Origin of the sequence: Agrobacterium sp. AGB01, from assembly GCF_014851585.1 — a bacterium.
Lineage (GTDB): Bacteria > Pseudomonadota > Alphaproteobacteria > Rhizobiales > Rhizobiaceae > Agrobacterium.
In genome coordinates, this window is the sequence record NZ_JACVAB010000006.1 from 39,393 (window position 1) to 60,862 (window position 21,470).

A 21,470-nucleotide genomic window follows, 5' to 3' on the forward strand; every position below is an offset into this window, starting at 1 on the left:
CCATACGCAAGCATAGACAGACCAATGGCCCTGCGATAACGTGACTGTAACATCCTGATTACCCATTCGTATTACAGGTAAACAAAAGGATCGAGACAGGGAACCCATTGGCATGAAAACAGGCGTCGATTTGCTGCGCGTTGAAAATGTGCGCGTCTCGTTTTCTTTGATGGGTGGAACCATAGATGCCGTTCGCGATGTCAGCCTGCGTATTCTGCCAGGCAAGGTCACCGCACTGGTCGGAGAATCCGGTTCCGGAAAGTCCGTTCTCGGCCAGACCATCATGGGTCTGCACCCAAGAACAGCACACACCAGCGGCCGTATCCTGTTTAATGACACTGAGAAATCGGCAGGCCCGGTCGATCTGTTATCGCTTCCCCAGGATGGGCGAGAAATGCGCTCCATCCGCGGCAACCGTATCGGCCTGGTCTTTCAGGAGCCGATGACATCCTTCTCGCCCCTGCACACCATCAGCAATCAGATAGATGAGGCCTTGAGAATTCACACGACGCTCTCGCCAAAAGAGCGTTACGAAACATTGCTCGATACACTTGATCTGGTGGGTTTCTCTAACCCGGCCAAAGTCTGCAACATGTACCCGTTCGAGCTATCCGGCGGCATGCGGCAAAGAGCGATGATTGCCATGGCACTGATCTGCCGCCCGGCTTTGCTAATCGCCGATGAACCCACGACGGCTCTCGACGTGACGATCCAGGCGCAAATCCTCAAATTGCTAAGGGACCTACAGGAACGTCTCAACATGAGCATGTTGCTCATCACCCATGATCTCGGCGTCGTTGCCAATATAGCCGACGAAGTTGCCGTGATTTATCAGGGTGAGATCATGGAGGCCGGCCCGGTCAACGAGATTTTCCGCTCACCGTCCCATCCTTACCTCAAGGGACTGATGGCGGCCGTTCCGCATTTTGATATGAAGCCGGGAGAACGGCTGAAGGCGTTGCGTGAAGTCACTATCGACAAACACAGCCTGATCGGGCGCAGCACCACAAAGCAACACAAGAAGGACGGCGTCCTGCTTTCGGTGGATAACATCGAAAAGTCTTTCACCATCCGCAAAGCCGGCTGGTTTGAAAAAGCCTCTGCGACCAAGACCCTCGCCGTCGACAATGTCAGTTTCGATATTCGTCGTGGAGAGTGCCTCGGTCTGGTTGGGGAAAGCGGAAGTGGTAAAACCACGGTCAGCAAGATTTTGATGCGTGCCGTAAAGCCCGATGCCGGCAGCGTCACCTTTCATGATGATGCCGGCGATATCGATGTGCTGAATGCCGCCGGCGATGACCTCAAGACATTGCGTACCAAAATCCAAATGGTGTTTCAGGATCCGGTGTCCTCACTGTCGCCACGCATGACTGTCGGCAATATCTTGAGTGAACCGCTGGAAATCCACAATCGCGGCAATGCCAGCACCCGGAAAGAAGCCGTGCGTGCGCTGCTGAAAGCCATCGGACTTGGTGACAGCGCCCTTAATCGTTACCCGCACAGTTTTTCCGGTGGCCAAAGACAGAGAATTGGCATCGCCCGCGCTCTGGCACTTGGGCCTGAACTGCTGATCTGCGACGAGCCTGTTTCAGCGCTTGACGTTTCCGTACAAGCGCAGATCCTCAATCTACTGAAAGATTTGCAGCGGGATCTGGGGCTGACATATCTGTTTATCTCCCACAATCTGGCTGTGGTCGACTACATGGCTGACCGCGTTGCCGTAATGTGCGACGGCCGCATTGTTGAGATCGCGCCCCGTGAAATCCTGATGCAGAACCCGGTTCACCCGTACACCAGGGCACTTTTGACAGCGGTTCCCTTCCCTGATCTGGATCGTCCGCTGGATTATGCCAAACTTGGAAAATCGGGCTTTACCAACCGTGCCAGCTGGGGCCGCCAGTTCCAGTCGGAAGGCAGCCACAGTCTCGCGCCCGCTGACCTGGGCAATGGACATGTCGTGCTTGCCAACCGCAATGTCGACGTAACGGAGTTGCGCTCATGATAACCCGGCGCACCACCTTGATGCTGCTTGCTTCGGCTCTTGTCCCGGCGACCGCCCGTGCCGCGCTGGTGGAACCGGAAAGCCTCAAGCAAAAAGTACAGGCCGGCGAACTGCCTGACATTGCCAATCGTCTACCAAAAAATCCCCGCGTCCTCGACCTAAAATCACTTGGTCGCATGCCCGGAAAACACGGCGGTTCGGTGCGAATGCTAATTGGTGGGCAACGCGATACCCGCCTGATGCCGATCAATGCCTATGCCCGTCTGGTTGGTTACGACGAAAAGTTCAGTTTCCAGCCGGATATTCTGGAAAGCTACGATATATCCGAAGGACGTATTTTCACCCTGCGTCTGCGCGAGGGCCACAAATGGTCCGATGGCAGTGACTTTACGACCGAAGATTTTCGCTATTTCTGGGAAGACGTAGCGCTGAACAAGGAAATCCATAAGGGCGGTCCGCCCATCGACCTCAAGGTGCATGATCTGCCACCTACCGTCGAAATTATCGACAAACTGACGGTGCGCTATACCTGGGAGGGGGTAAATCCAGACTTTCTGGCCAAGCTTGCAGCTCCCTCACCGGCCCGCCTCTATCTGCCCTCCGCCTACATGAAGCAGTTCCACAGCAAGTACCAGACACCTGAAAAACTTGCGGCCCTTATCAAGAAGAACAAAGTTGATGACTGGAGTGGCCTCCACATCAAGATGTCACGCCAGAACAGACCGGAAAACCCTGATCTGCCGACGCTTGACGCTTGGCGTCCGCTGACTGCGCCGCCAGCCGAACAGTTCGTTTTTGAGCGCAATCCCTATTATCATCGGATCGATGAAAACGGCTTACAGCTACCTTATCTCGACCGTTTTGTCCTCAACGTTTCCTCGTCCGAAATCATCGCAGCCAAAACAGCGTCGGGTGACAGTGACCTGCAGCTGCTCGGCCTGGACTTCTCCGACTACACCTTCCTGAAGGACGCGGAAAACCGCTACCCTCTCAAGGTCAACCTGTGGAAGCGTACCCAAGGATCGCGAATTGCCCTGTTGCCAAATCTGACCTGCGGTGACAGCCAATGGCGCACGCTGTTTCAGGATGTTCGGGTGCGGCGCGCCTTGTCGATCGCCATCAATCGCCACGAAATCAATATGGCCTGTTTTTATGGTCTGGGCACAGAAAGCTCTGACACAGTGCTGCCGGAAAGCCCGCTTTATAAGCCGGAATTTGCGCAAGCCTGGGCCCAGTTTGATCCAGAGGCAGCAAATGCACTACTTGATGAAGCGGGTCTCCAAGCCAGAAATTCATCCGGCATACGTTTGCTGCCCGATGGTCGTCCTGCCCATATCGTTGTCGAATCCTCAGGTGAAAGCACGCTCGAAACCGACGTGATGGAACTGGTGACCGATCACTGGAAAGACGTCGGCATCTCACTTTCTGTCCGCGTTACACAGCGCGACGTATTCCGCAGCCGCGCAATGGGTGGCGAAGTGACGATGGCCGTGTGGATGGGCATGGACAATGGCATTCCGACAGCGGAAATGCTGCCATCAGGTCTTGCTCCCACCGACACAGATCAATTGCAATGGCCACTGTGGGGCGTGCACTACCTGTCTGGCGGCCGCGAGGGCAAAGCGCCGGATCTACCCGAGGTCAACCAGTTGCTGCAACTTCTCAAGCAGTGGAGAACCAGCACCACGCTCGAAGACCGCACCGCAATCTGGCAGCAGATGTTGTCACTTTATTCGCAGCAGGTCTTTTCGATCGGCACCGTGAATGGCGCGCTGCAACCGCTCGTGCATTCATCGAGGTTGAACAACATTCCGCCGAAGGGATTGTTCGGTTACGACCCGACATCCTACCTTGGTGTCTATATGCCCGATACATTCTGGTACGGGGAAGGGGCATAATATGCTGCGCTATATTCTCGGCCGCATCCTATTCATGATCCCGACGCTGATCCTGATTTCCATGCTGGTTTTCACGATCATAGAGCTTCCACCCGGCGATTATTTCGAAAGTTATGTCGCAGAAGTCCGCGCCATGGGCGAGACCGCCGACATGGCAGAAATCGAAGACCTTCGCATCCGCTACGGTTTTGACCAGCCCGCCCCGATCCGCTATCTGCGCTGGGTATCGGGCATGCTGGTTGGTGATTTCGGTTATTCGTTCGAATACCAGTTGCCGGTCAGTGACGTGGTTGGCGACCGTCTTTGGCTGACGGTTCTCGTCTCTTTCGTCACCATTATCGTCACCTGGATTCTCGCATTCCCTATCGGCATCTACTCAGCAACCCACAAATACAGCTGGGGTGACTACGGCCTGACATTCCTCGGTCTGCTTGGCATTGCCATTCCCAACTTCATGCTCGCGTTGATTCTGATGTATTTCGCCAATATCTGGTTCGGCACATCGATCGGCCATCTGATGGACCGCGAATATCTCGGTCAGGCGATGAGTTGGGCCAAGTTCAAATCCATTCTTGAACATCTGTGGATCCCGGTTCTGATCATTGGCACCGCCGGAACGGCTGGCATGATCCGCAGACTGCGCGCCAACCTGTTGGATGAGTTGCAGAAACAATATGTTGTCACCGCCCGCGCCAAGGGCCTGCACCCGTTTCGCGTTCTCACCAAATATCCGCTGCGCATGGCCCTCAACTTCTTCATTTCCGACATCGGCTCCATCCTGCCATCGATCATATCAGGCGCGGAAATCACCGCCGTCGTGCTGTCTCTGGAAACCACCGGACCGATGCTCATCAAAGCGCTGCAAAGTCAGGACATGTATCTGGCAGGGTCATTTCTGATGTTCCTGGCATTCCTGACGGTCATCGGTGTCCTGGTGTCGGATATTGCGCTTGCCATCCTTGATCCGCGTATTCGCCTGGGCGGAGGGAGCCATAAATGAGCGCGCCTATTCCCGGTCCCGGTGAACCGTTGCAGCATTATGTATCAACCGCGCCATTCGACCCCTATCTGGTCGAACCGAACACCAGCGGCATGGCAGGAATTGCACGGGCTTCACAGCTAAAGCTGATGTGGTGGCAGTTCAAACAGCACAAGCTGGCGCTGTTTTCCGGCATCTTTCTGATCCTGGCGTATTTCGCCATCATCATTGCGGAGTTTCTTGCACCCTATAATCTGCACACCAGAAATGTTGAGCAGATTTATGCGCCACCACAAAGCGTGCATTTGTTCCATGACGGCAAATTTATTGGTCCCTTCGTCTACGGACGGACCATGTCGCTGGAAATGGAAGATTTAAAACGCGTCTATACTGACAACCCCAACGACATTCAGCAGCTACGGTTCTTCTGCCGTGGCGACAGCTATCGGTTCTGGGGGCTTTTCGAGTCAAATACGCATCTGGTCTGCCCTGCCAAAGATGGCGAGTTCTTTTTCCTGGGAACAGACCGGCTGGGTCGTGACGTGCTGTCGCGCATCATCTACGGCGCACGCATCTCGCTCACAATCGGCCTGTTTGGCGTGACCATGAGCTTCATTCTCGGAATTGTGATTGGCGGTCTTGCCGGTTATCGCGGTGGCGTATTCGACCTGATCGTTCAGCGCATCATCGAGGTTCTGCAGTCCATTCCAAGCATTCCGCTGTGGTTGGCGCTTGCCGCAATCATGCCAGTCACCTGGAGCCCAATCCTCGTTTATCTCGGCATCACCGTCATTCTCGGCATGCTGGACTGGACGGGACTTGCACGAGCGGTGCGCTCCAAACTGTTGGCATTGCGCGAGGAAGACTATGTTCTTGCTGCGCAATTGATGGGTGCAAGCACCCGCCGCATTATTGGCCTGCACCTTATTCCCGGCTTCATGTCGCATCTTATCGCTTCGGCAACACTGACTATCCCCGGCATGATCCTGGGCGAAACTGCCCTCAGCTTCCTCGGCCTTGGTTTGCGCCCTCCGATCACAAGTTGGGGAATTCTGCTCACTGAGGCGCGCAGTGTCAGCGTTATTGCGTTATATCCTTGGCTCCTGCTACCAACGCTACCGGTTGTCCTTGTGATACTGGCTTTCAATTTTCTGGGTGACGGTCTACGAGATGCTGCAGATCCTTTCAAATAAGCAAAAACCGGTAGTCCGGCACCTCGCCATCATCTGTCCAAACACCATGAGGCATTCTCAGTGACATCCCGTCTGAACGATGCACGCATCCTGATGTACAGTCATGATACGTTCGGCCTTGGCCATTTGCGCCGGTGCCGCACGATTGCCCATGCGCTGGTAGAAGACTACCGTGGCCTAAACGTGCTGATCATTTCCGGCGCCACGATAGCCGGGGCTTTCGATTATCGCGCCCGCGTCGATTTCGTCAAAATTCCCAGTATCATCAAGCTGCGCAATGGCGAATACACTTCGCTGGATCGTCATATCGACCTTCAGGACACGCTGAAAATGCGCCGGTCGATCATTCGCCACACCGCAGAAAGCTTCCAGCCGGATGTTTTCATCGTCGACAAGGAGCCTATGGGCCTGCGCGGCGAAGTCGAGGAAACGCTTGAATATCTGAAATCGCAAGGCACGAAGCTGGTCATTGGCCTACGTGACGTCATGGATGCGCCACAGCTTCTTGATGCCGAATGGAAACGCAATGATGTGATGAACAAGATTGCGAAATTCTACGACAATGTCTGGGTCTACGGGCCGCCCGATTTCCACGATCCGCTCAATGGCCTCGATGTTCCCCAAGCTGTACGCGATCGCATGGAGTTCGTTGGCTTCCTGCAACGATCACAAACGCAAAGTGAAATCGACAACCCTCGCCCCAAGGATGACTACATCCTCGTTACTACCGGCGGCGGCGGTGATGGCAGCGAACTGATTGATGATGTTCTGAACGCCTATGACTATGACAAGACACTGACCCACAAGGCTCTTGTTGTTCTCGGCCCCTACATGCCGACCGAGCAACGCGACAGGCTGTTGAGCAAGGCTGCCCACATTCCGCATCTGGAAATCATCCAGTTCGACAACCGTATGGAAGATCTGGTTGCCGGCGCGAAGGCCGTTGTTTCCATGGGTGGCTATAACACCGTTTGCGAAATCTTTTCGTTCGACAAACCGGCTCTCATCGTGCCCCGCGTCGTGCCCCGCGAAGAACAGCTGATCCGCGCCAGCCGTGCTAAGGAACTGGGCCTGTTGGACATGCTGTTGCCGGAAGAAGCAGAAAATCCTCAGCTTATGGCAGAGGCGCTGAAGGCCCTGCCACACCGACAGCCGCCCTCCGCAAACTCCCAGAACTTGCAGCTCGATGGTTTGCACAACATTTCGCGCAGAATAGCAGAATGGCTGCATGCCAGCGAAGACATCAACGCCGCCAAGGCGACAGGCTAAGCGCTTTTGAACACCACAAAGCAGCCGATAGCCTTCCGAGAAAAAAGAGATTGTAAGAGCTTGAGCGACAAGAAAAAAATCGTCGTCCTTTTGAAGGGATATCCGCGGCTTTCTGAGACGTTCATTGCACAGGAATTGCTTGGGCTGGAGAAAGCCGGGCTGGAGCTGGAACTGGTCGCCATGCGGCGTCCTACCGACAAGAAACGCCATCCCGTCCATGATGAAATCAAGGCTCCGGTTTCTTACCTGCCAGAATATCTGCATGAAGAACCGATAAGGGTTTTGCGGGCGCTTTGGGCCTGCCGCAAACGGCCTGGTTTTGGCAAAGCCTTCAAACGCTTTCTGTGCGATTTTCGCCATGACGTGAACCGCAACCGCATTCGCCGCTTTGGTCAGGCAGCCGTTCTTGCTGCCGAGTGGCCAGACAATGGCGGATGGCTGCATGTGCATTTCATACACACGCCCGCCTCCGTCGCCGCCTATACTCACCTACTGACGGATATTCCCTGGACAATCTCTGCCCATGCCAAGGATATCTGGACGTCCAACGACCGCGATCTCTCGGGCAAGCTCAACAGCGCGCGCTGGGCGGTTACCTGCACCGCCAGCGGTTATGAGCATTTGCGTAATCTGGCCCGGCAGAAGGACACGGTTCACTTAAGCTATCACGGGCTGGATCTGACACGTTTTCCGCATTTTGATGCCGACCGTCCAGCCAATGACGGCTCGGATGCTGCCCAGCCGATCACCATTTTGAGTGTAGGTCGCGCCGTCGAGAAAAAGGGCATCGATATTCTGCTGAAAGCGCTGGCCTCATTGCCCCCATCTCTGCACTGGCAACTCGTTCACATCGGCGGAGGTGAGAAGCTGGAAAGCCTCAAGGCTTTGTCAAACTCGCTTGGCCTTGCTGACCGGGTGACCTGGAAAGGCGCGATGGATCAGAAGGAGGTTCTGGACCATTACCGCAAAGCCGACCTGTTCGCACTTGCCTGTCGCATCACGCAGGATGGTGACCGCGACGGTCTGCCGAACGTGTTGGTTGAGGCTGCTAGCCAGAAGCTCGCCTGTCTGTCTACCAACATTTCAGGTATCCCGGAATTCTTCATCTCAGGTGAAAACGGCCTGTTGACCAATCAGGAAGATGTCGCCGCGTTCACCACAGCACTACATACTTTGATCACCGATCCCGCCCTGCGCACAAGACTTGGTGCTACCGCCGAGCAAAAAGTGCGCACCGCATTCGATAACAATACCAGCATTGCCCATCTCAAATCCCTGTTCGAACAAGAGTGGGGAAAAGGCGTATGACCACAGAAACCGCCACGCCGGGACCACGCGTTTTATTTTACGTCCAGCATCTACTCGGTATCGGTCACATTGCGCGGGCAAGCCGCGTCGCCAATGCCATGCAGAGAGACGGTTTTGATGTCACGCTGGTAACCGGTGGTCTGCCGGTCCCCGGTTTTCCGGCTGACGGTTTGAAGCACGTGGCATTGCCGCCGATCGCAGTTGGCGACAGCGGATTTTCCGGTCTGGTCGATATCAACGGTAAGGCTGTCGATGACAGCTTCAAGCAGCTGCGCACCACACTGCTTTTAAACACCTTTGAAGAGGTGAAACCGGATATCGTTATTATCGAGGCCTTCCCGTTCGGTCGGCGGCAGGTGCGGTTTGAGCTTTTGCCCTTGCTGCAAGCCATCGAACAATCACGGCCACGCCCACTGCTCATGACGTCGCTGCGCGATATCTTACAGGAACGCAACAAACCTGGCCGCGACGAAGAAACAATCGAACTGGTGAAGAAGCACTTTGACACCATTCTGGTGCATGGCGACCCGAATTTCGTGAAGCTTGAGGACACGTTCCCGCTCGCGCACGAGATTTCTGCACGCGTGGTTTACACTGGCCTCGTTGCCCCGGAACCACCGCCAGCACCAACGGAGCAGTATGACGTGGTCGTTTCCGCAGGTGGTGGCGCCGTCGGTGCGCAGCTCATCAAAAGTGCATTAGAAGCATCAAACATCGTTGACGATGTAAACAGCTGGTGCTTGATAACAGGCCCCAACATGCCGCAGCCCGACTTCGACGCGATTTCCGCTCAGGCCAATGACAAGGTTTCCGTTTTCCGTTTCCGCAAGGATTTTCCAAGCCTGCTGTCAGCGGCTAAACTGTCGGTCTCTCAGGCGGGCTATAATACGGTCTGCGATATTTTGCGGGCAAAATGCCGCTCGCTTCTTATTCCCTTCGCTGTCGGCGGTGAAACCGAACAGGGTGCCCGTGCCGAGCGGCTGGCGAAGTTACAGCTAGCCCATGTCCTGCAGGAAGACCAAATCTCCGGCCCGGCCATGGCAGATGCCATCAGACAGGCCCTGGCACTTCCATCACCTGATAGTCAGAACCTTGATCTCAATGGCGCGCAAGGCACCGCTGCAATTCTGCACAAGCTCTATCAATCACGCTGACAGATATAGCCTATTTCAGCTTTTCCCGCCGGAAACCAAGGCCGATCAAGCGGCCGGCCAAATGGGCAAGAAGCGGGAATTTGATGATCGCCTTTACAAAACCTGGCGGTCCCGATGGCTTGCCCGCATTGGCTTTCGGTGCCTTTCGCCGGCTGCGCATCATCAATTGAAGTTTCTGCGTCGCCTTGGTCGGGAAGGAGCGTCGTGCTTCAACAGCTACAAGGTCAATATCTAAAACGGTACCTCTGGTCCTGAGTGCAGGTGTCAAAATATTGGCGGCAGCAACCGCATCCTGAATGGCAAGGTTGACCCCGACACCGCCAATCGGCGACATGGCATGGGCGGCATCACCAATACAAAGCAGACCTTGTCGCCACCAGCGTTTCAGACGATCGATCCGCACGGTCAGCAGATGTACATCATCCCATGACGCAATTTCCCGCATCCTGTCCTTCGGCAGAGGACTGACAGACGCAACTGCATCCCAAAATGCTTCGATACCCCTATGTTGCAGCTCGGCAAATGTACCCTTGCGCACCACAAAACCGCATTGCCAATAGTCACCGCGATCGATCAACACCAGACCTTGTTGGGGGCCGGCATGTCCCATCGTCTCGTTGGGATCACCCGGCTGTTTGGAAAGTCGCATCCACAAGACTTCGGTTGGCACACCAAACTGTTCAACCTCAAGGCCGGCCTTGTCTCGCACGACGGAGTTTCGACCATCCGCACCAATGACGAGCGCACTCTCGATGACAACATCGCCTTCCGGTGTTGAGATCTCCAGCCCGCAAACGCGACCGTCTTTTATCGATAGGCCAGTCACAGGCGCATTCATCAACAAGCGGAAGTTCTCGTATTGCCCAGCTTTGCCTGCAAGAAAGTTCAGGAAATCCCACTGCGGCATGAAAGCAATGAAGCGGTTCTTGACCGGCAACCATGAGAAATCGGCAATGGTGATCGTGTCATCGCCGATCTGCGCATGCAGTTTTTCTGCCTTGGTGTGCGGCAGTTCCAGAAATTCCTTGATGAAACCAAGCTGCTCGATCACCTCAAGCGTTGATGGATGGATGGTATCGCCACGAAAATCACGCAGGAAATCTCCGTGTTTTTCAATGACTGTCACATCAATGCCGGCACGCGCCAGCAGCAAACCCAGCATCATGCCGGCAGGTCCGCCGCCGGCAATCGCAACAGTGGTTTCCAAACGCCGCACGGCTGGAGGATTGTCGGAAAGGCTCTGCTGAACGTTCATTCCACTCCCCAGACCTGTTGCCAGTCACTGCACCCTATCGGCCGTTTTCGCAGTAAAAACTGATTTGGGCTGTGGCCAGCCCTTGTCATCAAACCGGAACAACCAGTTGTACCGCGCAAAGATAAAGGCAAAGGCCATAGCCGTCCACACACCAAGCAACAGACCGGCAGCGACATCACTTGGATAATGCGCCCCAACGATGACACGTGAAATTCCGATGATGAGGGCAAGCAAGAGAAAGACCGGCCGCAGACGCGGGGTCAGCATGGCAAGCGCGCCACACAGCGCTCCGATAGCCGTCGAATGGCCGGATGGAAAACTCTCGTAAGACCATTGACCTGCAAAAGGTGTGAGGCTGAAGGCACCGAGTTCACTGAACAGTTCCGGCCTTGCCCGACCGATCAGAAACTTGAGCAGATGGACCAGAATTCCGGCAGACGCAATTGTCAGGAAGAAATACAAAAACAGCCGGTAACCCGTTCGCAATTTTCCGACATAGGTCGTGTTGCGATAAACCTTCCCGGCAATGAAGGCGATAATGATCACCAAACCCGACGAATAAAGCATCCACCGAAATGTACCAAGATCGGTAATGGCGCTGTTGAAGCCGACAACCCTGCCCGGCAAACCCTGCGCTCTCTCGGAAAGAGAGGCATCAAACGGCATGAAAACCAGAACCAGAACAATAGAGGCCAGAAACACCCAACCACTGGAAACAATAAATCTGTTCATGCAACTCCTGTTGGTCTGACCTTACCGCTCTTCAGCATATGGCTTTCGCCGTTCAGGAAAACAATGGCGATGGTTTCTTCTTGTTCCGTCCTGTTTTCGCAGGTAGAGCCATCACAACGTAAAAGATACCGGATTGCAACGATGATACCCGGCATGACCACACCACGCAGCCTGACAATACTTGGCTCGACAGGCTCTATCGGCACCAGCACTCTCGATGTTCTGCGCCAACTCGGCGGCCGTGACGCATTCGACATACTGGCGTTAACCGGAGCAGACAATGTCGAGCTGCTTGCAGCGCAGGCAAAGGAATTTGGTGCAAAGCTGGCCGTTACTGCCAATGAGGAAAAATATGAAGCGCTTAAGGTGGCGCTTGCCGGCACCCGCATTGCAGTTGCGGCTGGGAAAAATGGCCTGACGGAAGCAGCCGAGATGGATGCCGGTTGGGTTATGGCGGCCATTGCCGGAACACCCGGTCTTGCCCCAACGATCACAGCAGCAAAACGCGGCGCTGACATCGCACTTGCCAACAAGGAATGCCTTGTGTCGGCAGGTGATGTGTTCATTCGCACTATCAAGCAGGGCGGCGGCAAGCTCATCCCTGTCGATAGCGAACATAGTGCTATCTTCCAGTGCCTTGAAGGAAATCCACGCCAATCCCTGGAGCGTATTCTGCTGACTGCGTCCGGTGGACCATTCCGCACCTGGAGCAAGGAACAAATGGCTGGCGTGACAGTGGAAGCGGCCAAAGCCCATCCCAACTGGTCAATGGGCCTGAAGGTTTCGATTGGCAGCGCCACCATGTTCAACAAGGCGCTGGAAATGATTGAAGCGAAATTCCTGTTTGATGTTTCGCCTGAACAGATCGAGGTGATTATCCATCCGCAGTCCATCGTACATTCGATGGTCAGCTACCACGATGGTTCGGTGATTGCTCAGCTCGGCTGCCCGGATATGCGCACCGCCATTGCTTATGCTCTGACCTACCCGGAGCGCGCGCCGCTCAACGTTGATCGTCTGGACTTTGCGAAACTTGCCAAGCTGGATTTCGAAGCACCCGATGAACAACGCTTCCCGGCATTGCGTCTGGCCCGCACCGCTCTGGAACGTGGTGGCGTGCAGGGCGCTGTGCTGAGTGCCGCTGATGAAACTGCTTTCCATGCCTTTGTTGAAGGCCGAATCGGTTTCCTGCACATGGCTGAAGCGGTCGAATTTGCGATGGACCGGATGTCTGACGGGCGCACGGCGGATAACATGGATGACATTATTGCAGCAGACCAGCATGCCCGTCTTCTGGCTGAAGATTATATCGCCCAAACAGAAAAGGCCGCCTGAGAGGCGGCCATTCCACATGTTTCAGCGAGTTAAGGCTGAGCCTTATCTTACGCGACGGCACGTGCCAGTGCGCAACGTGCCCACAGCTGATGCAGCGAACCCACCAGATGCTCGATATCCGCATCGCTGTGTAGCGGCGTCGGTGTAATGCGCAGACGCTCTGTTTTGCGCGGCACCGTCGGATAGTTGATCGGCTGGACATAGATGTCGTGGTTATCCAGCAGAATATCCGAAATCCATTTGCACTTGGCAGCGTCGCCAACCATGACGGGCACGATATGGCTTGGGTTTGGCATATGTGGAATCCCGCTGGCATCCAGGAGCGCGCGCAATTTGCGAACCCGGTCCTGATGACGTGCACGCTCGAACGGGCTGGACTTCAGGTGCTGGATGGACGCCACGGCACCCGCAGCCAATGATGGCGGAAGCGCAGTCGTGAAAATGAAGCCCGAAGCAAACGAACGGATGAAGTCGCAAAGTGCTGTGGAACCGGCAATGTAGCCGCCCATTACGCCGAATGCCTTGCCAAGCGTTCCTTCGATGATGGTCAGGCGATGCATCAGACCTTCACGTTCGGCAATGCCGCCGCCGCGCGGACCATACATGCCAACGGCATGCACTTCGTCCAGGTAGGTCATTGCGCCATATTTGTCGGCCAGATCACAGATTTCCTTGATCGGGGCAATGTCGCCATCCATCGAATAGACGGATTCAAAAGCGATCAGCTTTGGCGCCTTCGGATCAGCAGCCTTCAGCTTTGCCTCGAGGTCTTCGAGATCATTATGCTTCCAGATGACCTTTTCACACTTGCCGTACCGAATACCTTCAATCATCGACGCATGGTTCAGCGCGTCGGAGAAGATGATCAGACCAGGAATTTTCTGTCCGAGCGTTCCAAGGGTTGCCCAGTTGGAAATATAGCCCGACGTAAAGATCAGTGAAGCTTCCTTGCCGTGCAAGTCAGCAAGTTCCTGCTCAAGCAGGACGTGATAGTGACTGGTACCAGAAATATTCCGGGTGCCTCCCGCACCCGCGCCACAGTGATCGATCGCCGCTTTCATGGCCTCGATAACTTTCGGGTTCTGCCCCATTCCGAGGTAGTCGTTAGAACACCAGACTGTTACGTCGCGTTTTTCACCATTTGCATTGTAGCGAGTGGCCCGCGGGAACTGCCCCTGATGGCGTTCCAGATCCGCAAAAACCCTGTACCGCCCCTCTGTGTGTAAGCTGTCCAGTTCGCCCTTGAAATATGCCTCGAAATCCATGCCTTGCTCCAGAATTCTTGAGGGAGTTTTGAGTTCTCCCCTTCGAACCGTCAACCCCGACAGACCAACTTTACATAGCCTGCGGCAATTCGCCTACTCTTTTGAACGATTCCAATATACTTCTTTTAGCGCTTTCGCGATGGCCTGAACTTGATTCACATCAAATTCAGAAAAAGATTGGAACGAAAACCGGCAGCATGCGTTTGAAACCTGTCGGCAATTCCGGTTCATCAGCCAGCTAATCAGGCTTCCATAAATGACGGTGAATTGTTAAAGCAATCCGTAGCGGTCGGAGGACAAGCAGTCACCGCATAAAAAACTGGGACGCCTATCGGAGCTGAGGCTCATTGTAACGTTGGAGAGAGTAAATGAAGAAGGCCATCGTATTTGCACTGGTTGGCTTAGCGCTCGCAAGCTGCACACAAACTGAAAAAGGCGCATCAATCGGTGCCGTTTCCGGAGCTGTTCTCGGTGGCGCAATCACCGGCAACGTTCGCGGCGCAGCAGTTGGCGCTGCTATCGGCGGTGTTGGCGGCGCACTCATTGGTAATGCCAATGAACCTGGCAAATGCTACTACCGTGACCGTTATGGTAACCGCTACGTAGACCGTTGCTAATCTCGATTGCAGATTTATGCAGAATGCAGGCCCCGGTTTTCCGGGGCTTTTGCATTTTAACATCGGAAAAGTTGATTCTGCGTATCAAAATCGGTCTTTTATGCTTAGGTTATTATATTAACGAACGGGAAACCGGTGAGAGCGATAATAAATGCTCAACCATAAAGTAGCAGATGCCGACAAAACGGACTGACCCGAGATTGAGTATTGCGTACCGGAAGGCAGGCACCGCACTGGCGGTTGCGGCAACAGTGGTTTTATACCCTGCGTTTGTGCGGGAAGCGAACGCTTTCAAGCTGTTTGGCATTACACTTTGGGGATCAGACGAACCTGAACTCGAGATCATCAATCCGGTACGCTACAGCGCAACCATGGATGTTCCGCTCGTCGATCCCAAGTTCTACGAAAATCTGGAAAACGCGTCATTTCTGATTTCCGATCAGGACAAACCCGTATCGGGCGATCTTGGCCTCGTCATAAAGGCGCGCGACGACCGTGACCGTCTCGTCGCCTCTCTTTATGAAAATGCCCGTTATTCCGGCGTCGTCAAAGTCAGCATCGCTGGCACAGACATTGAAAATCTTCCGCCCAATCCGGTGTTTGATCATTCAAAGCCGGTTCCTGTGCATATCCAGATCACCCCCGGCCCTGAGTTTTCACTCGGCAATATAATTCTGGAAGGTGACGCCGCAGGGCGCAACCTGGAAGAGTTTGGTCTGGTGCGCGGCGGCAAGGCCGGCTCGCTCAATATTATCCGTGGTGGCGAAAAGCTGATTGAGCAGCTGAAATCCGAAGGCCGCCCGCTGGCCAAGCTGACCAAAAGACAGGCGGTCGCCGACCACGCTACCAACACCGTTGATGTGACCATGGCGGCAGAAGCAGGGCCAGTTGCACCGGTTGGCATGATCGGCATCAAGGGTCAGCAAAGCGTTGATCCGGACTTTATCCGTTATTACTCCAGACTGAATGCCGGACAGCCCTATTCGCCAGAAAGCCTGCGCAAGGCATCCGAGCGGCTGCGCCAGCTTGGTGTCTTCTCCAGCGTCACAGTTCGCGAATCCGAGCAACTCGCGGCCAACGGCTCCTTGCCGCTGACCATCGAAGTGTCCGAAGGCAAACATCGCTATTTCGGCCTCGGTGCGCAATTCTCGACAACCGAAGGTGCCGGCCTGCAAGGCTATTGGGGCCACCGCAACCTGTTTGGCAAGGCGGAAACCCTGCGCATCGAAGGTTCTGTTTCGCGACTGGGTGAGGCATCCAGCGTCGAAGGCATGGATTATTCCGCAGGCATTACCTTCACGAAGCCAGGCGTCTTCCATCCCTCGGCAACATTCAAAGCAAGCCTTATCGCCAAGACCGAGCATCCTGACACCTATGAAGCCAAGACCATTACAGGTGCTGCAGGCTTCAGTTATGAGGTCAATGATACCGATACTGCAGCGGCCGGACTTGAGGTCAGCTGGACGGATACCGATGATGCCTATGGCAACAACAAGTATCTGACGACATCCATACCGCTGGAATATGTGCGGGATACCCGTGACAACAAGCTTGATCCGACAACCGGCTTCCGTGCAGCCATTGCCGCCAAGCCCAGCTATGAAGCAATGAACGGCACATTCTTCTCGACCTTTGAAGGCTCAGCCACCGCCTATAAGGGACTTGGACAGGAAGATCGCGTTGTGCTTGCCGGTAAACTTGGCGCGGGCGTTTTGGTGGGTGCAAGTGACCTTCAGGATGTACCTGCAACTCGACGTTTTTATGCCGGCGGCGGCGGCTCGGTGCGCGGTTACAGCTATCAGGAAATTTCGCCCTATAACGCCAATGGCGATGCGACAGGTGGTCGCTCTTACGTTCTTGGCTCCGTAGAAGCCCGTATCAAGATCACCGAAACAATTGGTCTTGTGCCATTTATCGACGCGGCTGCGGTTTCTACCCGCATGACACCGGATTTTTCAGATATAAGAGCAGGCGCAGGCATCGGCTTACGCTATGCAACTCCTTTCGGTCCTTTGCGTTTGGATGTTGCAATGCCTCTCGACAAATATGATGGCGGCAACAGTTACGGCATTTATGCCGGTATCGGTCAATCGTTCTGATCGTGCTGCAGTTCGTCTGAAACAAGGCAAAACACCACCATGAAGAAACTGCTTCAACCTTTAAAATGGGTTTTATACATCGCCGCAGGGTTGGTGCTGTTTATTGTTTTGTTTGTATCGTTCATAGGCTTTACCGCATCGGGCTCAAGATTTGCGGCCCGCCAGATTTCATCCCTTGCATCCACAGCCGATCAAAAGGTTGAGATTTCTGCGCCACAGGGTCTCCTAACAGGCAATCTGCGCCTTGACAGCGTCGTGCTGTCCGACCGCGAAGGGGTCTACGCCCGTATCTATGGCATTGCCGTCGACTGGTCTCCAACCGCGCTGCTCACCGGCACCTTCCGTGCAGATTTGGTCTCGGCCAGCACAATCGAATTTGACCGCACTCCCTTGCCATCTGAACAACCGGCAAAACAGGAAAGCGGTAGTTTCTCGCTGCCGATTGCGGTCGATATCAAAAATCTGGCTTTCGATGATATCAAGCTGGGCGAAGCCTTGGCCGGGCGCCCGTTTGAATTGACGGCGGCAGGCAGTGCCAAAGCGTCATCCAAAGACATGGCCGCCAACATCGCCGTTCACCGTAAGGATGTGCCACAGGCGGGCATCACAGCCGATTTTACCTATGTGCCCGAGCAGAATGTTCTGCAACTCAAGGCCAATTTAAGCGAACCACAGGGCGGTATGCTGGCAAACCTTCTGGCGTTGCCCGGCGCTCCCGCTGTTTCACTTGACATTGATGGTCAGGGTCCGCTGTCTGACTGGAACGGCCAATTGGTCGGCGCCGTCGATGGCAATCGCATCCTGAGCCTGACCGGCCAGCATAAACTTGCCGACACCGGCGTGCGCCGTATTGCACTGACAGGTGGCGGTCAGCCCGACATGCTATTGCCCCCACTGTACCGCCAGCTTTTTAACGGCGAAACACAGATCGATTTCAACGTTGCGCTCGATCCAAGTGGCCGTATCGATATCGAAACCGGAAATCTGACAACCGGCGCGTTACTGCTGGCAGCCTCCGGCACCGTTGATCCGCAAGGCATGAACGACTTGAGCGCCAACTTGATTGGTACCAATGGCCCGGTTGATTTCCGCCTGCCGATGGATGGTGGTCAGGCACGGCTTCTGATCGATGGCGCCGACATTTCATTGCGCGGCAACGCACAGGCCGCAGCCTTGAATGTCGCAGCCGCACTGCGCTCGGTCGAAATTCCGCAGGGACGTCTGGATGGCATAAAGCTGTCTGCGGCAAGTCAGGACCTAAATCTCGCAGCCTTTACCGGAACGGTCGACACCACGGTTTCCGTTGATGGTTCGGCGCTGGTCAGCCCTGACCTCGACCGTTTGGTTAAAGCGCCCGCCACGTTGAAGGCACCGTTGCGCCTGTCTCCAACCGCTATCGGTTTTGAAGCAGCGACACTGGAAAGCGCCAGCATCGGTGGCACCACCAGCGGCACCTATACGCTGGACAGCAAAACCGTTTCCGCTAATCTGCGCCTGTTTGCCGTGCCGCAGATCCTTCCTGAGGCACTGGCACAAAAGATCGAAAAAACCATTGCGGTGGAAGGTTATGTCAACGCCGTCATCGGCGGCAAGACAAGCCTCGAAAACCTTGTCGTGCGCTCCGATCTGGTCGAAGCGAATGGTAATCTGCTGCTCGACAACGGCATAGTGCAGGCCAAGATCGGCGGACGTTTCCTGGCGCTCGAAAAACTGCTGGCCAACGCACAGGGGGCAGCCGGTTTTGCCGTGGAAGCGACAGGCCCGCTTGCTACACCGGATTTCAAGGCCAGCCTGAATTCAGCCCGCGCCACAATGGCTGGCCGTTCGCTGGAAGCATTTGCACTGACCGCCAGCGGTAAGGCCGACCCCGCAGCACCGCAAGCAGACATTGCGGCCAGCGGCACGCTGGATGGCCAGCCAATCGAAGCTAAGGCCGCTCTGGTTCAGGACCAGAATGGAACGGCTCTGCCGTCATTGCGCGTCGACATCGGACCCAACAGCCTGACAGGTGATCTGCGTTTTACGCCGACCTTCCAGCCCAACGGTACTCTAGCGTTCGACTTTCCTGACGTCTCGTTGCTCGCCGCACTCGCAGCCCAGCAGGCCGCAGGTGATCTGAAGGGTACTGCCGTCTTCAACAGCAATGCGACGACGACGGCAATCACTCTGAAGGCCAACAGCAAGTCGTTGAGCCAAGGCACGAATGGAATTTCAAACCTCGCAGCCGATATTGCCGTCAGCGACCTGAAGGCCTTGGCGGCACAGGGAACATTGACTGCACAGGCGATAAATGCCGGCGCGAACACCATCAGCGGACTGAAGCTTGATATTACCCATGCCGGGTCCGCAACAGGCTTCAACCTCAATGCCCGATACGACAATGCGCCACTTCTGGCATCCGGCAGCGTCGATACCGGCAAACAACCACTGACTGTCGCTATCAGGGACTTTTCCGCCGCTCCGCGTGGTATCCCGGTCAAGCTGGCACAACCGACCAATATCACTGTCGACAATGGAACGGCGCGCATCAACGGCCTCACCATTCAGACCGGCAATGGCCGCATTGAAGTAAACGGCTCGGCAGGCTCAAATCTTGACATCAACGCTGTTATCCGTTCTTTGCCGGCCAGCCTTGCCAATGCCTTCGCCAGTGGTCTTGACGCATCCGGCGACATATCCGGCACGGTCACCGCCAAGGGAGCGGCGACAAATCCGTCTGTTGGTTATGACCTTAGCTGGAACAACGCCGTTGTAAGCCAGACACGTGCGGCGGGCCTTGCACCACTCAGCATCAAGGCCAATGGTACATTTGCCGATAACCTGCTGAACATTACAACCGGACTAACCGGTCAGGGCGGATTGTCATTGTCCGGCGGCGGCTCGGTTGGCATCTCCGGCAACCAGCCATTGTCATTGTCCTTCAAGGGTAATCTGCCCTTTGCAGCCGTTGCGGCACAAACAGCCGAACAGGGTTTGTCGGTTACCGGCAGTGCCAATATTGATCTTAATATATCCGGCACCGCTGCAGCCCCATCGATCACGGGCACGGTTTCAACCGATGGCACCCAGCTGACCGATGTGCGGAGAAACCTGACGATCAACAATCTTGGTGCCACGATCACCTTTGATCGGGACCGCGCCGTCATCTCACGCTTGTCCGGCAGGCTTGCGGGTGGTGGCACGCTTTCGGCATCCGGCTCGGTCGGTATCACGCCAGCGTCCAATTTCCCGGCCGATCTGTCGATCGTGCTAGACCGCGCCGCCTATAATGACGGAACACTGGTTACCACTATTGTAAGCGGCACATTGACCCTGAAAGGCCCATTGCTCGCCAATCCCGTGCTTGCGGGAACACTTACGTTGGACAAGAGCGCCATTACCATTCCCGAGCGCCTGCCCGCCTCGCTCACCGCCATCGACATCAAACACCGCAACGCGTCACCCGCTGTAAGAGCGCAGGTGAACAGCATGCAGGCGGATGAGTCAAACGGCAGCAGCTCCACCATTGGACTTGATCTCAACATCAATGCGCCCAATGGCATTTTTGTCCGTGGTCGCGGCGTCGACGCCGAACTGACAGGCAATCTGGTGGTGCGCGGCACCGCTGCCGATCCCGTAGTATCCGGTGGTTTCACCATGAAACGCGGCAGGCTCGAGGTACTGACCAAACGACTGGACTTCACCACCGGCAATATCACATTCGGTGGCGGCTTGGTGCCAGTTTTGGATATGGCGGCCGATTCCGCCTCCGGTTCAACAACGATAACCGTCTCTGTTTCCGGTCTTGCCAATGATCCGGCGATTACTTTCTCCTCGTCTCCGGCACTGCCGCAAGATGAAGTGCTGGCGCAGCTTATTTTCGGACAGTCCATGTCGAAACTGTCTGCCCTTCAGATCGCCCGTCTGGCAGATGCTGCAAGCCAGCTTGCTGGTGGACGTTCCACGTCGCTGTTCAACAGTCTGCGCAGCAATCTCGGTGTCGATGACCTTGATATCTCGACGGATGAAAAGGGTGATGCCAAAGTATCTGCCGGGAAATACATCAACGATCGCACCTATCTTGAACTGGAACAGAGCGGCAGTTCCGGCGCAAAGGCTGTGATCAATCTGGATGTTGGTAGAGGCGTCAAACTGCGGGGTGAAGCAGGCGCAGATGGCGGTGGCGCAGCGGGTATATTCTACGAAAAAGAATATTGATCTCTTATGTACTGCTTATGTATATGTTTATAATTTTATAATATTACAAATATAAATATAGCAAAAATACCCTATTATTATTATTTATAATTTTTTAATGATGATTTTGTATAACAAATCGTCAGTTGATGTCGTATATTCAGGAAACACCCCAAACAAAACATTGA

The 21,470-nt window shown here is 55.0% G+C and carries 14 protein-coding genes; 11 read left to right on the forward strand and 3 right to left on the reverse strand.

The window, feature by feature from the left end:
* The first annotated feature begins 112 nt into the window (after window positions 1-112).
* The 7 genes from IB237_RS19420 to IB237_RS19450 are packed head-to-tail and all read left to right on the forward strand — an operon-like array spanning window position 113 to window position 9,803.
* Window positions 113-2,002, forward strand: coding sequence for an ABC transporter ATP-binding protein (locus tag IB237_RS19420; protein ID WP_192490366.1), 1,890 nt, complete (start codon window positions 113-115; stop codon window positions 2,000-2,002).
* Entirely contained in the window at window positions 1,999-3,900 is a 1,902-nt protein-coding gene (locus tag IB237_RS19425; protein ID WP_192490367.1) for an ABC transporter substrate-binding protein, read from the forward strand. The genes IB237_RS19420 and IB237_RS19425 overlap by 4 nt, the downstream gene beginning before the upstream one ends.
* A gap of 1 nt (window position 3,901) precedes the next feature.
* On the forward strand, window positions 3,902-4,900 hold the full coding sequence (locus IB237_RS19430) for an ABC transporter permease (RefSeq protein ID WP_192490368.1): 999 nt from the start codon (window positions 3,902-3,904) through the stop codon (window positions 4,898-4,900).
* Window positions 4,897-6,072 carry an ABC transporter permease gene (locus IB237_RS19435; protein WP_192490369.1) on the forward strand — a complete coding sequence of 392 codons (1,176 nt, stop codon included), beginning with the start codon at window positions 4,897-4,899 and terminating at the stop codon, window positions 6,070-6,072. Before IB237_RS19430 ends, IB237_RS19435 begins: the two co-directional genes overlap by 4 nt.
* Before the next feature lie 60 nt (window positions 6,073-6,132).
* Complete coding sequence (locus IB237_RS19440; RefSeq protein ID WP_192490370.1) at window positions 6,133-7,341, forward strand: glycosyltransferase family protein; 1,209 nt, start codon at window positions 6,133-6,135, stop codon at window positions 7,339-7,341.
* 60 nt (window positions 7,342-7,401) lie between these two features.
* Window positions 7,402-8,649: a glycosyltransferase gene (locus tag IB237_RS19445; protein ID WP_192490371.1), complete on the forward strand. Its 1,248-nt coding sequence runs from the start codon at window positions 7,402-7,404 to the stop codon at window positions 8,647-8,649.
* On the forward strand, window positions 8,646-9,803 hold the full coding sequence (locus IB237_RS19450; RefSeq protein ID WP_192490372.1) for a glycosyltransferase family protein: 1,158 nt from the start codon (window positions 8,646-8,648) through the stop codon (window positions 9,801-9,803). The genes IB237_RS19445 and IB237_RS19450 overlap by 4 nt, the downstream gene beginning before the upstream one ends.
* Before the next feature lie 10 nt (window positions 9,804-9,813).
* Here the strand turns inward: IB237_RS19450 and IB237_RS19455 are convergent, their stop codons facing one another.
* A complete protein-coding gene (locus IB237_RS19455; RefSeq protein WP_192490373.1) occupies window positions 9,814-11,058 on the reverse strand; it encodes an FAD-dependent oxidoreductase in 1,245 nt (414 codons plus the stop codon).
* A 24-nt stretch (window positions 11,059-11,082) separates the two neighbouring features.
* A complete protein-coding gene (locus tag IB237_RS19460) occupies window positions 11,083-11,790 on the reverse strand; it encodes a phosphatase PAP2 family protein (RefSeq protein ID WP_192490374.1) in 708 nt (235 codons plus the stop codon).
* 141 nt (window positions 11,791-11,931) lie between these two features.
* On the opposite strand from IB237_RS19460, the gene IB237_RS19465 reads away from it, so the two are divergent.
* A complete protein-coding gene (locus IB237_RS19465; RefSeq protein ID WP_371815372.1) occupies window positions 11,932-13,125 on the forward strand; it encodes a 1-deoxy-D-xylulose-5-phosphate reductoisomerase in 1,194 nt (397 codons plus the stop codon).
* Window positions 13,126-13,172: 47 nt separating this feature from the next.
* Here the strand turns inward: IB237_RS19465 and hemA are convergent, their stop codons facing one another.
* Window positions 13,173-14,390, reverse strand: a complete 1,218-nt coding sequence (hemA, locus tag IB237_RS19470) for a 5-aminolevulinate synthase (protein WP_192490376.1) — start codon at window positions 14,388-14,390, stop codon at window positions 13,173-13,175.
* A 368-nt stretch (window positions 14,391-14,758) separates the two neighbouring features.
* Between hemA and IB237_RS19475 the strand changes: the two genes are divergently transcribed.
* From IB237_RS19475 to IB237_RS19485, 3 genes are all read left to right on the forward strand, one after another.
* A complete protein-coding gene (locus IB237_RS19475) occupies window positions 14,759-15,007 on the forward strand; it encodes a YMGG-like glycine zipper-containing protein (protein WP_192490377.1) in 249 nt (82 codons plus the stop codon).
* A gap of 173 nt (window positions 15,008-15,180) precedes the next feature.
* Window positions 15,181-17,106, forward strand: coding sequence for an autotransporter assembly complex family protein (locus IB237_RS19480; RefSeq protein ID WP_192490378.1), 1,926 nt, complete (start codon window positions 15,181-15,183; stop codon window positions 17,104-17,106).
* A 39-nt stretch (window positions 17,107-17,145) separates the two neighbouring features.
* Window positions 17,146-21,303, forward strand: a complete 4,158-nt coding sequence (locus tag IB237_RS19485; protein ID WP_192490379.1) for a translocation/assembly module TamB domain-containing protein — start codon at window positions 17,146-17,148, stop codon at window positions 21,301-21,303.
* Window positions 21,304-21,470 lie beyond the last annotated feature (167 nt).

What these genes read in the sequence shown, in the direction of transcription:
- hemA (WP_192490376.1), bottom strand. Translation starts at nt 14,390, where the DNA reads ATGGATTTCGAGGCATATTTCAAGGGCGAACTGGACAGCTTACACACA.
- IB237_RS19460 (WP_192490374.1), bottom strand. Translation starts at nt 11,790, where the DNA reads ATGAACAGATTTATTGTTTCCAGTGGTTGGGTGTTTCTGGCCTCTATT.
- IB237_RS19450 (WP_192490372.1), top strand. Translation starts at nt 8,646, where the DNA reads ATGACCACAGAAACCGCCACGCCGGGACCACGCGTTTTATTTTACGTC.
- IB237_RS19485 (WP_192490379.1), top strand. Translation starts at nt 17,146, where the DNA reads ATGAAGAAACTGCTTCAACCTTTAAAATGGGTTTTATACATCGCCGCA.
- IB237_RS19425 (WP_192490367.1), top strand. Translation starts at nt 1,999, where the DNA reads ATGATAACCCGGCGCACCACCTTGATGCTGCTTGCTTCGGCTCTTGTC.
- IB237_RS19435 (WP_192490369.1), top strand. Translation starts at nt 4,897, where the DNA reads ATGAGCGCGCCTATTCCCGGTCCCGGTGAACCGTTGCAGCATTATGTA.
- IB237_RS19430 (WP_192490368.1), top strand. Translation starts at nt 3,902, where the DNA reads ATGCTGCGCTATATTCTCGGCCGCATCCTATTCATGATCCCGACGCTG.
- IB237_RS19455 (WP_192490373.1), bottom strand. Translation starts at nt 11,058, where the DNA reads ATGAACGTTCAGCAGAGCCTTTCCGACAATCCTCCAGCCGTGCGGCGT.
- IB237_RS19480 (WP_192490378.1), top strand. Translation starts at nt 15,181, where the DNA reads ATGCCGACAAAACGGACTGACCCGAGATTGAGTATTGCGTACCGGAAG.
- IB237_RS19465 (WP_371815372.1), top strand. Translation starts at nt 11,932, where the DNA reads ATGATACCCGGCATGACCACACCACGCAGCCTGACAATACTTGGCTCG.
- IB237_RS19420 (WP_192490366.1), top strand. Translation starts at nt 113, where the DNA reads ATGAAAACAGGCGTCGATTTGCTGCGCGTTGAAAATGTGCGCGTCTCG.
- IB237_RS19475 (WP_192490377.1), top strand. Translation starts at nt 14,759, where the DNA reads ATGAAGAAGGCCATCGTATTTGCACTGGTTGGCTTAGCGCTCGCAAGC.